General features: G+C 62.8%; 12 protein-coding genes. 11 read left to right on the top strand and 1 reads right to left on the bottom strand.

The features are described 5' to 3' along the window. The first annotated feature begins 25 nt into the window (after positions 1-25). The 8 genes from rsgA (at position 26) to C1A15_RS01780 (ending at position 9,663) form a co-directional block, all read left to right on the top strand. Entirely contained in the window at positions 26-1,021 is a 996-nt protein-coding gene (rsgA, locus tag C1A15_RS01815; protein ID WP_101720996.1) for a ribosome small subunit-dependent GTPase A, read from the top strand. A gap of 417 nt (positions 1,022-1,438) precedes the next feature. After that, positions 1,439-3,127: an ATP-binding protein gene (locus tag C1A15_RS01810; RefSeq protein WP_101723648.1), complete on the top strand. Its 1,689-nt coding sequence runs from the start codon at positions 1,439-1,441 to the stop codon at positions 3,125-3,127. Further along, positions 3,120-3,836, top strand: coding sequence for a response regulator transcription factor (locus C1A15_RS01805; protein WP_101720995.1), 717 nt, complete (start codon positions 3,120-3,122; stop codon positions 3,834-3,836). The genes C1A15_RS01810 and C1A15_RS01805 overlap by 8 nt, the downstream gene beginning before the upstream one ends. 208 nt (positions 3,837-4,044) lie before the next feature. Beyond that, entirely contained in the window at positions 4,045-6,489 is a 2,445-nt protein-coding gene (locus C1A15_RS01800) for a molybdopterin-dependent oxidoreductase (protein ID WP_180952962.1), read from the top strand. Positions 6,490-6,498: 9 nt separating this feature from the next. Beyond that, positions 6,499-7,119 (top strand): 4Fe-4S dicluster domain-containing protein, encoded by a 621-nt coding sequence (locus tag C1A15_RS01795; protein WP_101720993.1) that lies wholly within the window; start codon positions 6,499-6,501, stop codon positions 7,117-7,119. Between the two features lie 130 nt (positions 7,120-7,249). Further along, a complete protein-coding gene (locus C1A15_RS01790; protein WP_101720992.1) occupies positions 7,250-7,924 on the top strand; it encodes a TorD/DmsD family molecular chaperone in 675 nt (224 codons plus the stop codon). Then, positions 7,921-8,616 carry a ferric reductase-like transmembrane domain-containing protein gene (locus C1A15_RS01785; protein WP_101720991.1) on the top strand — a complete coding sequence of 232 codons (696 nt, stop codon included), beginning with the start codon at positions 7,921-7,923 and terminating at the stop codon, positions 8,614-8,616. The genes C1A15_RS01790 and C1A15_RS01785 overlap by 4 nt, the downstream gene beginning before the upstream one ends. 477 nt (positions 8,617-9,093) lie before the next feature. Then, positions 9,094-9,663 carry a QueT transporter family protein gene (locus C1A15_RS01780; protein ID WP_101720990.1) on the top strand — a complete coding sequence of 190 codons (570 nt, stop codon included), beginning with the start codon at positions 9,094-9,096 and terminating at the stop codon, positions 9,661-9,663. 133 nt (positions 9,664-9,796) lie between these two features. Here C1A15_RS01780 and C1A15_RS01775 read toward each other — a convergent pair whose 3' ends face one another. Next, on the bottom strand, positions 9,797-10,063 hold the full coding sequence (locus C1A15_RS01775; protein WP_101720989.1) for a helix-turn-helix domain-containing protein: 267 nt from the start codon (positions 10,061-10,063) through the stop codon (positions 9,797-9,799). 530 nt (positions 10,064-10,593) lie between these two features. On the opposite strand from C1A15_RS01775, the gene C1A15_RS01770 reads away from it, so the two are divergent. The 3 genes from C1A15_RS01770 to C1A15_RS01760 all read left to right on the top strand — a co-directional run bounded on the left by C1A15_RS01770 (position 10,594) and on the right by C1A15_RS01760 (position 14,023). Next, positions 10,594-11,556, top strand: coding sequence for a transglutaminase-like domain-containing protein (locus C1A15_RS01770; RefSeq protein ID WP_101720988.1), 963 nt, complete (start codon positions 10,594-10,596; stop codon positions 11,554-11,556). Positions 11,557-11,796: 240 nt separating this feature from the next. Beyond that, the gene (locus C1A15_RS01765) at positions 11,797-13,104 is read left to right on the top strand and encodes a glycosyltransferase family 2 protein (protein WP_101720987.1); all 1,308 of its coding nucleotides are present in this window, start codon (positions 11,797-11,799) and stop codon (positions 13,102-13,104) included. Positions 13,105-13,108: 4 nt separating this feature from the next. Beyond that, positions 13,109-14,023, top strand: a complete 915-nt coding sequence (locus tag C1A15_RS01760) for a sulfite exporter TauE/SafE family protein (protein ID WP_101720986.1) — start codon at positions 13,109-13,111, stop codon at positions 14,021-14,023. Positions 14,024-14,045: the final 22 nt, after the last annotated feature.

Genomic DNA, 14,045 nt, shown 5'->3' with positions numbered 1-14,045 from the left:
TGCGAGGTAGATAGAAGGAGGGCTTTTGCGTACAGGCCAGGTCGTCAAGCTTGATCGCGGGTACCCGCTCGTGCGCACCGACGAAGGGGAGTTCGTGCGCTGCGAGCACGCCACCGCGCTGGTGAAGGGCGAGGAAGTGCGTGCCGTGATCGGCGACTTCGTGGAGGTGACCGTGCCCGAGGGGCACGACAAGGGCATCATCGAAAGCATCGTGCCGCGCTCGCGCGCTTTCGTGCGCAAAGATCCCACCGAGCGCGCGTTGCCGCAGGTGCTGGCCGCGAACTTCGACCGCGTGTTCGTGGCCCAACCGCTGTCCGACGTGAACGTGCGGCGCCTCGAGCGCGAGCTGGTGCTGGCGTACGAGACGGGCGCGGCGGTGACCGTGGTGCTGACGAAGGCCGACCTTGCCGAAAGCGACGCCGAGGTGGAAGCGGTGCGCGACCGCGTGCGCGCGCTGGCGGGTCCCGACGTGCAGACGATCATCGTGTCGGCCGACGATTCGGCCAGCGTGGAAGCCGTGCGCGCGCTGGTGCCGCCGAACACGACGGCCGTGCTGATCGGCAAGAGCGGCGTGGGGAAGTCGAGCCTGGTGAACATGTTGGTGGGCCACGAACTGCAGGAAACCACCCCCGTGCGCGAAGACGGAAAGGGACGGCACACCACGGTGAGCCGCGAGATGGTGGCCATTCCCGGCGGCGGCTTCATCATGGACATGCCCGGCGTGCGCGGCCTGGGGCTGTGGGAGGCCGACGCCGGCATCGGCGCTGCGTTTGCCGACATCGAGGAGGTGGCTGAGCGCTGCCGCTTCCGCGACTGCGACCATGAGGACGAGCCGGGGTGCGCCGTGCGCGCCGCCGTTGAATCCGGCGAGCTCAGCGAGGAGCGTTTCGCGTCCTATCAGGCGCTTCGCCGCGAGACGAAGGATTTGCGCGCCCGTCGCGAAGAGGCGCGCCGCATGCGCGGCGAAAAGGCTTCCGATCGCGGCAAAGCTCCTCGCAAAGGCGCGCGTAGGAAACGATAGCTGATAAGAAAGGACGCCGCCTACGGGACGGCGTCCTTCGCATGCAAGCAGGGGCTCATCGGCGCGCAGGGTGCAGGTTAGGCTTTCGCCGCTTCCCGTTCGGCTTCGGTGACGGGCAGGCCGTTCTTGTAGCCCACATGGAATTCGGCGCGCGATCGCATGGACGAAACAGTGCCTGCGAGAGGCGATCGACGGGGATCGCACGTTGTACGGCGAGCGATAGGATTGCCGTTCGGACAAGCTTGCGCAAAAGTTTTTCGCGGACTCTACCATGATCAGTCGAGTCCATTTAACCTGATGTTCTGATGAAAGGGTGGGCATTCTCCCAGATAAAACGCTTTTTGCGCCCGGTAAGACGTTGTGGTACGGTTGAAACGCGCTGCGAATGCGGACGAGAGGGCGGCGCGGGGGATGCTCATGGGGAAACATGCTTTCAGCCTGAAAACCATCTATCTGGCTGCGTTGACGGCGGTATTCGCCGTGTCGTTTTTCGCGTTCGTCGCGTTCGACCTCTATTCGCAGCAGAAGCAAACCGAGCAAGCCATGCTGGAGGAGGCGCGCACGTTCGCGCGCGAAATGGACGCGGTTTGGCAGTTCATGGACAACTCGCAGAACGTCATCAACAACACGTCGGACGGCGTGTACGAGTTCAAGGGACTGCATTGCTCGGTGGTGGGCAAGAGCATCGGCAGGCTGTTCTCCGCCGGCAGCGATTACGCCATCCGCTACACGAACTTCAACCCTCGCAGCGAACAGGATATCCCCGACGAGTTCGAGACCGAAGCGCTCAATGCGTTCTACGCCGATCGTTCGGTGACCGAATACTACGGCGTCGCCTCCTACCAGGGCGAAGATCGGTTCCGCTACCTGCAAGCGCTTGAGGTGGACAACGGATGCCTCGAATGTCACGGCGATCCCGTGGGAGAGCTCGACATCACCGATCATGCGAAGGAGGGCTGGACCCTCGCCTCGGTAGGCGGCGCCATCAGCATCGTGATTCCCCTCGATCAGCAGCAGGAGGCCATGCGCGACAACGTCATCCGCGATGTGGCGTACTTCTTCATGATCACCGTGTTCATCGGCCTGGTCATTTACGTGGTGACCACGGTGTTCGTGCTGCGGCCTCTGGGCGGCATGCACGTGGCGTTCGGCGAGTTGAAGCAGGGTCGCCTGGGCGCATCAATCAGCCAGCGTTTCGCAGCCAAGGAAGTGCGCCGTCTCATCACCGGTTTCAACGACATGGCGGCCGAGCTGCGCGGCATGTACGAGCACCTCGAGTCGCAGGTGCAGGAGCGCACCGTTGATCTGCGCGAGGCGAATGCGCTGTTGGAGCGCCAGCGCGACAAGCTGGAGCAGCTGAACGCCGACCTGGCGCAGGAGACGCAATTCAAGTCCGACCTGCTGAGCATGGTGAACCATGAGCTGCGCACGCCGCTCACGTCCATCATCACGTTCGCTCAGATCTCGCGGGAGGCGTGCGACCCGGCGAACGAGCACGATCGCCGTTCGTGGGAGGAAATCGAGAAGAACAGCCAGATCCTGCTCAACATGATCAACAACATGCTTGACATCGCGCGCTCGGACGCCGGCAGCATGAAGGCGACCTGCGAACCGATGGATCTTGGTGACGTGGCGGCATCGGTGAAGGCCACCATGGCGCCGCTCGCGCGCAAGTACGAGGTTTCGTTCCGCACGAAGGTGGCGTCGGACGTGCCCCTGGTGAACGGCGACTACGAGAAAACCACGCGCATGCTGGAGAACCTGGCCAGCAATGCCATCAAGTTCACGCCCGACGGCGGGTCGGTGGAGCTGCGCGTGGCGTACGACGCCGGCGCGCGGACGGTAACGCTGTCGATGGCGGACGACGGCATCGGTATCGCACCCGAGGACCAAGCGCGCATCTTCGAGCGGTTCGTGCAGGTGGACAGCACATCCACGCGCAAATACAACGGCAGCGGCCTGGGGCTGGCGCTCGTGCGAGAGTACGGCGACATGCAGGGATTCTCCGTGTCGGTGTCGAGCGAGCTGGGTGCCGGCAGCACGTTCGTCATCACCATTCCGGAGGATTCGATCGTGGGCGAGATAGAGGGAGAAGACGATGTATAAGGTCATGCTCATCGACGACGAAGACAACCTGCAGCAAGCCATCGAGCACCTGCTGGTGTCGAACGGCTACGCGTTCTGCGGCGCGAAAGACGCGGAGCGCGGGCTGGAGGTGCTGGCGGAGGAGCACCCCGACCTGCTGTTGCTTGACGTGATGCTGCCGGGCACGAACGGCTTCGACCTCTGCGCGCGCATCCGCGAACAGGGTCGTCGTATCCCGGTGATCTTCCTTTCGGCGAAGTGCGACATCGTAGACAAGAGCATCGGCTTCCGATCCGGCGGCGACGACTACGTCACCAAGCCGTTCGACTCCACCGAGCTGCTGTTGCGCATCGAGGCGAACATCCGCCGACACAAGGACACCATCGACTTCGCCCGCTGCCGCAACCGCGAGGGTGTGGCCCGCATCGGCGACTTGGAGGTGCGGTTCGGCGAGTACGAGGTACGCGTGAAGGGAAAGCCGGTGGCGCTCACCACGAAGGAGTTCGAGATCGTGGCGTTTCTAGCGGCGCATCCCGGCAAGGTGTTCACGCGCAGCCAGATCCAGGAGTACATCTGGGGCGAGTCCGACGCTGACTGCAAGCCCACGAACAACATCACCGTGTTCGTGCGCAAGATCCGCGAGAAGATCGAGGAGAACCCCTCCGAGCCCAAGTACCTGCTCACCGTCCAGCGCGTCGGCTACAAAATGGCTGATGACCTGCATCGTTAATATCCGGTTAACAACTTCTTAACCCAAAACTTATATCCCATTTATCGCAATAACCTTGTCTGCTCCGTAGAGTGGAACCAGTGAGAAGCCCAGGGGAGATGCGGCTTTTCCGCTCGCTCTTCGGGGAAGGGCCGTATCCCTCCCTCGATCCCTTTCCCGAAGAGCGAGATTCGATTGGCCTATGGCCGATGGGACGAGAGGAGAACACATGGCTGATCATTCGACGCATGGTTTCACCCGCAGGAGCTTCATCAAGGGTGCGGCGGCGCTGACGGCAGCGGGCGCGCTGGTGGGTTGCAGCCCTCAAACCAAGAACCTCGAGGAAACCGACGCGAAGCAGGAGGTTCCCGAGACGCAAATCTTCTCCGGCGTCTGCCGCGGCAACTGCGCCGGCGGCTGCTTCCTCAACGTGCACGTGCGTGACGGTCAGGTGGTGCGCACGTCCATGCGCGAGATGCCCGATCCGCAGTACAACCGCATCTGCATGAAGGGCCTCAGCCATCCGCACCGTATCTACAGCGACGAGCGCTTGAAGTACCCGCTGCGTCGCTCCGGCGAGCGCGGCGCCGACGAGTGGGAGCGCATCAGCTGGGACGAGGCCCTCGACGAGATCGCCGAGAAGTGGAACGGCTACGTGAAGGAGTTCGGCCCCGCATCGGTGGGCTTGTTCACAGGTTCGGGCAACTACGGCCTGGTGAACGGCATGTCCGTCGGAGGGGTGACCAGCCGCTTCCTGGCAGCTTCGGGCATCGCATACCTCAACCAGACGGTGGATGCGGCCGCTAACTTCGCGACGAGCCGCCTGTTGGGCATGGGCTACTACTCCACAGGCAACGAGCCGGCCGATATGATGAACGCCAAGACCATCCTCATCTGGGGCGCGAACCCGGCCATCAGCCAGATCCAGAATATGCACTTTCTCATGGAGGCGCGCGACAACGGCACGAAGCTCATCGCCATCGACCCGATGTTCAGCCAGACGGCCGCGCGTTGCGACGAGTGGGTGCCGGTGAAGCCGGGCACCGACGGCGCTCTGGCGCTGGGCATGATGAACTACATCGTCGAGCAGGGCTGGCAGGACCTCGATTTCCTGCGCGAGCACAGCGTGGCGGCTTGCCTGGTGAAGGAGTCCGACGGCAAGTTCCTGCGCCAGGCGGACCTCGACGGCTCGCAGCCGTCGGCCGACGACGCTAAGAACGCTGCAACGTCCCTGGTCATGGGCAAGGATGGCACGCCGGTCCTCGTGGGAGAGGTGGCCGACCCCGAGCTGGAAGGCTCGTTCGAGGTCGAAGGCATCAAGGTGTCCACCGCCTACCAGCTGCTGCTCGACCGCATCGCCGAGTATCCGGTGAGCAAGGCCGCCGAGATTTCCGGCGTGTCCGAAGATCTCATCAAAGACGTGGCCGAGCAGTACGCACGCAACACGCCGGCGAGCATCTACACGTTCTTCGGTCTCGACCATTATTGGAACGGGCATTGGAGCCAGGGATGCGTAGGCACGCTGGCCATCCTCACGGGCAACGTGGGCAAGGCGGGCGCGTTCTGCGGCTTCCAGGAATGCCTCGGCTCGGGCCTGGGCAACGCGGTGCTCGCCTCGCCGGAAGGCGCTCCGGGCCAGGCGGCGAAGTACAACGCGCCGTTCCTGACCAAGGCGTTCGACGAGGGAGAGTACGCAGGCCAGCCGTTCAACCTCAAGATGGCCATGTTCAGCCACACGAACGCCGTCACCAACATGGCCGACCGCAACGACACGCTCAGCTGGATGAACCGCTGCGAGTTCCTCGTGGGCGCCGACATGCTGATGACCGACACCATGCGCTACTGCGACATCGTGCTTCCCGTGGCGCACTGGTTCGAGAAGGAGGACGTGTTCGTGTCGTACGCGACGCATCCCTTCGCGCTGTTGCAGGAGAAGGCCATCGAGCCCGCATTCGAGAGCCGCGCCGACATCGACATCTTCAACGATTTGGCGGACCGCGTCGGTTGCGGCGACCTGTTCAAGATCACGACCGAAGAGTACATCGAGCAGGTGTTCCAAACGAAGCAGGCGCAGGCCCTGGGCGCCGACTTGGCCACGCTGCGCGAGAAGAAGGCCGTGCGCCAGGCGGGCAAAGAGGGCGAGGCGTACGTGTACGGCGAGGGCGGCGTGTTCGCCACCACCAGTAAGCTTGCCGAGCTGTATGTGGAGAACCCGGTGGGCAGCAACCCCTACACCGAGGGCTGGGACCTGGCTAAAGAGCATCTGGCGTACTGGGAGCCGGCGTTGCAGGTGGGCGACGAGGCGCGTCGCGAGACGTATCCCATCCAGCTGCTTTCGGAGCACAGCCGCTTCCGCACCCACACTCAGTGGTTCGAGGCGACCATGCTCAAGGAGATCGACACGGAACCCTTCATCAAGCTGAGCCCCGCCGACGCCGCGACGTACGGCATCGCGACGGGCGACCGCGTGCGGGCGTACAACGAGCTGGGTTCCGTGGTGCTGACGGCCCAGATCAACCCCGGTTTGCCTGAGGGCATGGCGACGTGTCCGAAGGGTTGGGAAGCCAAGGAGTTCATCGAGGGCAGCTTCACCGAGCTGTTCACCAAGGAAGGCAATCCGTTCTGCTCGAACCAGGCGTACTTCGACTGCACCGTCGCCATCGAGAAGCTGTAGGGGGATACTATGACACACTATGGAATGGCCATCGACCTGGCCCGTTGCATCGGATGCCACACGTGCGCGACCGCGTGTAAGATGGCGAACAACCTGCCCAAGAACGTGCATTTCAACCGCGTGCGCACCGTCGGCGGCGACAGTATGGACACCGCCGCGGGCGAATACGGCGCCAACACCATGAGCTTCCTTCCCGTTCAATGCCAGCATTGCGAGAACCCGGCGTGCTTGGACGTGTGCCCGACGGGCGCGACGACTAAGGACGAGGAGACCGGCATCGTGTCGGTGGACAGCGAACTGTGCATCGGGTGCGAGTCGTGCATTAAGGCGTGTCCGTACGAGGGCGTGCGCACGCTCATCAAAAGCCCTGAGTACTACCTCGAAGTCGTGGTGGGCGAGTACGACGCGCCGCCGCACAAGGGCGGCACGGTGGAGAAGTGCACGTTCTGCAAGAACCTCATCGACCGCGACGAGGTGCCGGCGTGCATGCAGCTGTGCCCGGGCCGCGCGCGCTACTGGGGTGACCTCGACGATCCCGAGTCGGCCGTGTCGAAGGCCATCGAGGGTCGCGAGACGATGTTCCTTCAGGAGGAAGCCGGCACGAAGCCGAGTGTATACTACTTGCAGTAACGGCGCGCACGGCCAAAGGGGGATCGCTCCCTTTGGCCGTGGCATCCGACAGATGCATCTTCGCTCCGAAAACACGCTTCATGCGCTGTGGCGTGTTTTCGGAGCGAAGATGTCGAATCGAGGGGGACTCATGGGGCGAGAAGAGGCGGTCAGACGGGCGGTGGGGAAGGCCGACGGGTACGAGTTGCTATCGTGCCTGTTCGCCTACCCTGACGAGCGCGTGGCGAATGGGCTGGTCGACGGCGCGATTGCGGAAGACGCGCGCACGTGCCTGGTAGATGCGGGTGTTGCGCAGAGCGAGGCCGGGCAGGTTGGCGACGCTTTGCGCTCGTGGCGCGGCGCGGCGGCGGCCGATCTGCTGTCCGAGATGCGGATCGCGTACTCGCGTCTGTACCTTGCTCCGGGCGGACACACGCCGGTACAGCCCTACGAAAGCGCGTTTCTCCATGTAGAGCGCGGGTTGCCGGGTATTCCGTCCCTGTTCCGTACGCCGGTGACGATGGACGTCGAGCGCTGCATGCGCGAGTCCGGCGTCGCGGCGAAGAACGCTCGCAGGGAGCCATGCGACAGCGTTTTCGAAGAGTTCGAGTTCCTGTCCTACCTGTATGCGAAGCTCGCCGATGCGTTGAGCGGCGACGATGGCGAAAGCGCTGCCGGCTGGACGGAACGTCTGCGCGCGTTCGAGGACGAGCATGCCCTGGCGTGGCTGCCGGCGTTCATGAGGCGCACGCGGGAGCTTGCGGGGGACGGTCCCTACGCGGCGTTCGCCGGGCTCGGGTTGACGACGATGGGGGTACGGTCATGATGGCGATCGTTGTTTTGGCGGGGGCGGCGGTATTCGCTTTCGCGTGCAAGCGCCCCCTCAAGGCGTGCCCGGCGGCGTTCTACGCGCTGGCGGTCGCGCTCGACGTGCTGTTCGTGGTTGGCTCGTACATGAAGCTGCCTGCGGCGGTGTACGACGTGCTGTTCGTGCTGCTGCACAAGTGCACCCTGGCCACGGCGCTGTTCGCGGTCGTCATGTACATCGGGGTGTTCGCGCGCGATTCGCGCGTGGCGTCGTATCTTCGTCCCGTCCGCGCCGAGCTTTCCATCATGGCGTGGCTGCTGTCGCTGGGGCATATGGCCATCTATCTGTCCTCGTACGCGACCAGCCTGTCGTCCGGTCTGCCGCAAACGAACGTGGCCGTGGCGCTGGCAGTCGCGCTCGCGCTGTTCGCGCTGCTTATCGTCTTGGGCGTGACTTCGTTCAACTTCGTGAAGAAGCGCATGAAAAAGGAGACGTGGAAGCGCGTGCAGCTGCTGGCCTATCCGTTCTGGGGTCTCGTGTACGTGCATCTGCTGCTCATGCTGCTGCCCTCCGCGTTGCGCGGCGGCGCGCCTGCGCAGGTTAGCGTGGTCGTGTACTCGGTCGTGTTCCTCGGCTACGCTGTCCTCCGCATCCGCCGCGCGCTGGTGGACCGGCGGCGCGCCCCCGCAAAAGCGGCGGCGACCGCGTAGCCGACGCCAACCTTTCGAAGTGCGACGATCTCAGCCCGTTGGTGCTCCTTGGGCCGGGTGGCTCACGCTCCCTATAACCATGATCAAAAGCATCATGGACAAAAACAGGAGTTTTCGCTAGATTCTGAGCGAGAATCGGGAAGCGACACGGTGGGTGGTCACATCGTGCCTGGTCAGCAGCTTGACTGTTTGATTATCCCCGAAAAAAGATAAAGAAAACTCCGATTTTTGTCCACTCCGAGGTTTTGTACGAGGCGTTCGGAGGCCAAGCCGAGCGCGAGCCGAGCGAGCGCGGCCGCGGTCGCAGGTCGCGCGAGATGCCTCATCTGCTATACTGCCATACGGCCTCGTCGGCTGTGGATCTCACGCCTGCGTTCGACGACGGCTCCGCGTTTGCATCGTTGGGCCCTGCACTCGCGGATTACGAGCTGCCCAAAGCCCGCGGCTTCGCGCCGCGTGGAGAACAGGAGCATATCCATGAACAAGAAGACGACGTACGTCGCCCAAGCGGGCATGATCGCGGCCGTGTACGCGGCCGCCACGCTCATCGCGCTCATCGCGCTGCAAGGTTTGGCCTGGGGGCCGGTGCAGTTCCGCATCTCGGAAGCCGTGTGCGTGTTGGCGGTGCTCACCCCGGCGGCTGTGCCCGGGCTCACCATCGGTTGCATCATCGCGAACCTCATGGCGCTCGCCATCAACGGCACGGGAGCGCTCGGCATGCTCGACGTGGTGTTCGGCAGCCTGGCGACGTTCCTCGGCGCGCTGTGGTGTTGGAAGATGCGCGAGCGCCCGAAGCTGGCGCTGCTGGGGCCCGTGATCGCGAACGCCCTCATCGTGCCCGCGTACCTGCCCATTCTGCTGCAAGGCCTGGGATATTACACCATCCCGTTCACGTCCATCGCGCTCGACGGCCTGTACCTGCCCATGTACCTGTTCGGCATGGTGGCCACCGGTTTGGGCGAAGCGCTCGTGATGTACGCGTTGGGCCTTCCGCTGCTCTCGGCTCTCAAGCGCTTCAACGTGGTGAAGAAAACGGCTGCTTCGTAGGAATCGGCGCATTCGCCCATGATTCAGGTAACCGTTGAACGAGAAAACGGGGGACGTTGGTCCCCCGTTTTCTCGTTTTTCAAGATAGGCTAGCTTTGGCACATTTCGATTTCCGTTTGCGGCGGCGCTTCCTTCAGGGATTTTCGTCGAACGTAAGAAGCTCGCGCACGTCTATATCGAACACATCGGCTAAAGCAAGTAGCGTGTACAAACGCGGATTCATCGGGGTGCCTGGCTTCGATTCGCCCTTCTCGAACTTCTGATAGGTATACGTCGATATCCCTGCCTTGTGGGCAACGCTCTCCTGGCTCAGACCGCGTTCGTCACGCAAGGAGCGTAAGCGATCTGCCAGTTTGAGCGAGAATCGTTCCGGGGTCGTATACCTGTCATGTCCGTCCATAAGTCCACTATTCAGCAAATGTCTCCTAGACACCACCAGACACGTATGGCAATATATGTATGGTATCCTCAGGTGAGGGCTCTATTTGGTGTCGTTTTACGTGCGGATACGAGAACAAACAGCGTAAAAACGAGGTTTCGTGAAGTCGTTTGCGATCTGCTTGAAGTAACAGCATAAGCAAGTCGGCTGCATCGTTGCTGGCTGGTGCGAATTGTTTTCTTCTTGTTGGCAATGGGTTGAGAGGAGGTGTCTGACGGAAGGGGGTCGTGCAGGTGCCCTCGCTGCCGCACTTCCCGGAATTGCTGTAGCGGCTTCGTTCGAAACGGACGAACTCGGTATCTGCACGTTGAGCAGTCTGGCACATGGTAGCGGTACGTGCGACAGCGCTATCGACGGCGGCAGGGCAGAAGCTTCCTGGCTTGGAGGCTGCGGGCCTGACGACTGCCTCGTGGCGCCGCAGGAGAAGCTAAACGGGTTTTCCATCTGAGACAGCGGAATGCGGCGTTTGGAAAGGGAGGAGAGGGAAGCGGATGAAAACGAGGAGTGTGCATGATCCGACGAACAAGGCGGCCTCGTGCGGACTCGTTTCGTTCGCTTACGTCGCGATGACGATGCTTGTTGTGGCTGCAGCTGTCGTGGTGTCGGGATGCAGCTCGAAAGAAGCGTTGCAGGTTTCAATGGAGCCGGGCTATGAAAGGACCGTCCCTGAACAGACCTTTTTCAACGTCGAACGTGCCTCTGCGAACCTCGATGCTGTGCTTGATGTTTCGTCGGTCGCTCAAGGCTATGTGGCGGCTTCCGCTGTTGGGGAAACCCGATTGAAGCTGCAGATTATCAAGGGCGACCGAAGCTGCGCTTACGATCTTCCCCGCGACGGCGAGCCGTTCTTCGCCCCCATCAGCATGGGAGACGGACCCTACACGTTTCGCATAGCATTGAGCACGAGCAGCGATTCCTATGTGGTGCTGAACGAAAAGCACGTCGAGGTCCAACTGGAAAGCGAATTCGAGCCGTTCCTCGCATCCAGCTCGCTATGCGTTTTCGACGATGAAAGCGCCTCGGTGCGCAAGGCGAACGAGCTTGCTGGCACCGTAAACAACGAGGAAGAGGTGGTCCGCCGCGTGCATTCCTGGATTGTCGAGAATATAAAGTACGACGCGGAAAAAGCAGCGCAATTGGCCAATGCGAGCGGATACGTCCCCGATCCAGATGCTACGATCGCCCTCGGAAAGGGCGTGTGCTTCGACTATGCAAGTCTCGGTGCGGCGATGCTGCGAAGCCAGGGAGTGCCGTGCAAGATCGTTACGGGAACCGTTTCCCCCGACAACGTGTATCACGCTTGGATCGAGGCGTACGTCGATGCCGACTGGAGATCGCTTTCTCCCGGGGAACACGAAGACGCATGGACGCTCATCGATCTCACGTTCGATGCGGGCGGCGCAGGTGGGGGCGTCAACGAAGAAAGAACGTATCACAAACGATACGAGTATTAGATACGGTGAAAGGCAAAGATGAGGCATGCACGCCTATGGCTACGATGCGCGCGCCATGCGCCAAGGTAAGCCCTCACCGCCGCTCGTCCCATGTTAGCCTCTCAAAACGTATCGAAGCGCACGTTGATCTTAACGCTTGGCTTCACTGATTCGGTGAATTGGGGGGACCCTGGGGTTGATATCGCTACAATATGGGGTTGGGCCAAGCCCGCGCAGTTGTAGTCGAATGAAGGACGTGCATTGAACCCAGTTATTGTGATCCCAACCTTCGTGTCCGCGCGTCGCCGCAAAGAAGGCGGCAGCGTGCTCACGACCTACGATCACGCGACCCCCATCTCGCAGCCCGGCGAGCTTCCGCGCTTGCTCGCGTCGTTGCAGAAGGTGCGCGGCGCCGGCCAGATCATCGTGCTCGTGGTCAGCGAGCCGTCGATCGAGAACCAGGCGGCCGAGAAGGTTCAAGGCATCGTCTCGCGCTTCCCCTCGCTGAACACCGTGGTCATCGGCGCGCCCGAGCTGGCGCTCATCCAGCAGCGCATGGAGCAGCTGGGTCTGGGCAAGCTGCAGAAGGAGATCGGCCTGTCCGGGTACGGCGCGGTGCGCAACCTGGGCCTTGTGATGGCCGACGTGCTGGGCTTCGATTCCGTGGTGTTCCTCGACGACGACGAAGTGGTGGACGACGCCGACTTCCTGCAGAAAGCCATGTACGGCCTGGGCAAGCTCACGAAGAAGGGCATCCCCATCCTGGCCAAGACCGGCTTCTACTTCAATTCCGAAGGCTCGTACCTGTCGAAGAGCCAGGACAAGTGGTACAACCACTTCTGGCAGCAGGGCAAGGCCTTCAACAAATGGATTTCCAAAGCCATGCGCGGGCCGCGCCTCTCGCGTTCCAACCACACGTGCGGCGGCTGCCTGGCGCTGCACAAGGAGGCGTTCAAGCGGCTGTCGTTCGACCCGTGGATCGCGCGCGGCGAGGACTTGGACTACATGCTTGACCTGCGCATGTACGGATCCGATATCTGGTTCGACAACCAGTGGAGCCTGCGTCACCTTCCCCCCGAGACCGAAAGCGAGGGCACGCGCTTCCGCCAGGACATCTTCCGTTGGCTGTACGAGTACCGCAAGATGGAGTACAGCCGCACGCAGATCGACCTGCTGCAGGTGAAGCCCTCCTCGCTCGAGCCCTATCCGGGTCCGTTCCTCGAGGCCGGCATCACGAAGCGCATCCGCATGACGGCGTTTTTGCGCAGCCTCGCGCGCCCCGACAAGAAGGCCTACCGCAAAGCGGCGAAGGCGGCCACCGGCGAAGCGACGACGTACGCTCAGCGAAACTGCTCGAAGTACTTCGAGTTCCAGTTCGTGTGGCCCGAGCTCATGGCGCGCATGGAGAACGACCAGATCCTGCGCACAGCGCTCATGCAGTCGGCCGCGCAGCGCCAGGCGAACACGGGCAACGGCGCGGAACGCCTCGTTGCGGCTCAGGCGGCGGTCGCCGCGGCCGGCATCGACCCGGGCGTGACGAGCGAGATTCGCCTGAACGTGGCGGAGTAGCATCATGGACGTGCTCGCCCTGTTCGTGCTTCCGGCTCTCGTCGGCGTGGTCATCGGCATCATGTCGGGATTGTTGGGAATCGGCGGCGGCACGGTCATGGTGCCCATCTTCAGGCTGGCGTTCGGCATGAGCCCCGTGATGTCCACCGCCACGTCGCTGTTCGCCATCATCCCGACTTCAATCTCGGGTGCGGCGTCCCATATCCGACACAAGACGTGCATCGTGTCCCTCGGTGTGGCTGCGGGTCTCGGCGGCGCCCTCACCTCGCCGCTGGGCGTGTGGCTTGCGCAGATCTCGCCTGCATGGCTGATCATGGTGGCTGCGGCGCTCATTATCGGATGGTCGGCCGTGAAGATGCTGGGCAAGGCGTTCAAGCTGCGTTCGCAGAAGCGCGCCCAGCAGACATCGGCGCAGAGCGCGGCGGCCGTCGACGAGGCCGCGCTCGAACGCGCGGGCGACGCCGCCGCCAACGACGACGCGCTCGACGACCCGGTCGCAAGCGCGCAGGCGCAGGCCGCCGATCCGGAGCCGCGCAAACTCACGCGCAAGCAGCTGCTTATCGGCGTGGCCATCGGCTTGGGCGCGGGTGTGGCTTCCGGCTACGTGGGCGTAGGCGGCGGGTTCATCATGGTGCCGCTCATGCTGTCGCTTATTGGCATCGAGATGCGTCAGGCGTCCGGCACGTCGCTGATCGCGGTGATGATACTCGCCATCCCCGGCGTCATCGAGCAGGCGCTGCTGGGCAACATCAACTACACGGCCGGCATCGCCATCGTCGTCGGATCCATCCCCGGCGCGGTCATCGGCGCGCGTCTCGTGCGCGTCGTTCCCGAGCTTGCCCTGCGCTTCGTCTTCGGTGGCTTCCTGATTGTGGCCGCCGTCATACTTGTGCTCAACGAATTCGGTATACTGGGCTGATGGGCTCAGGCGCGCTGCTTGG

This window comes from Eggerthella timonensis (assembly GCF_900184265.1).
GTDB classification, from domain to species: Bacteria; Actinomycetota; Coriobacteriia; order Coriobacteriales; family Eggerthellaceae; genus Eggerthella; species Eggerthella timonensis.
Note: the sequence above shows the minus strand (reverse complement) of the source record. Positions and strands in the feature narration are given on the sequence as shown.

What these genes read in the sequence shown, in the direction of transcription:
- C1A15_RS01805 (WP_101720995.1), top strand. Translation starts at nt 3,120, where the DNA reads ATGTATAAGGTCATGCTCATCGACGACGAAGACAACCTGCAGCAAGCC.
- C1A15_RS01795 (WP_101720993.1), top strand. Translation starts at nt 6,499, where the DNA reads ATGACACACTATGGAATGGCCATCGACCTGGCCCGTTGCATCGGATGC.
- C1A15_RS01785 (WP_101720991.1), top strand. Translation starts at nt 7,921, where the DNA reads ATGATGGCGATCGTTGTTTTGGCGGGGGCGGCGGTATTCGCTTTCGCG.
- C1A15_RS01790 (WP_101720992.1), top strand. Translation starts at nt 7,250, where the DNA reads ATGGGGCGAGAAGAGGCGGTCAGACGGGCGGTGGGGAAGGCCGACGGG.
- C1A15_RS01770 (WP_101720988.1), top strand. Translation starts at nt 10,594, where the DNA reads ATGAAAACGAGGAGTGTGCATGATCCGACGAACAAGGCGGCCTCGTGC.
- C1A15_RS01760 (WP_101720986.1), top strand. Translation starts at nt 13,109, where the DNA reads ATGGACGTGCTCGCCCTGTTCGTGCTTCCGGCTCTCGTCGGCGTGGTC.
- C1A15_RS01800 (WP_180952962.1), top strand. Translation starts at nt 4,045, where the DNA reads ATGGCTGATCATTCGACGCATGGTTTCACCCGCAGGAGCTTCATCAAG.
- C1A15_RS01780 (WP_101720990.1), top strand. Translation starts at nt 9,094, where the DNA reads ATGAACAAGAAGACGACGTACGTCGCCCAAGCGGGCATGATCGCGGCC.
- C1A15_RS01810 (WP_101723648.1), top strand. Translation starts at nt 1,439, where the DNA reads ATGGGGAAACATGCTTTCAGCCTGAAAACCATCTATCTGGCTGCGTTG.
- C1A15_RS01775 (WP_101720989.1), bottom strand. Translation starts at nt 10,063, where the DNA reads ATGGACGGACATGACAGGTATACGACCCCGGAACGATTCTCGCTCAAA.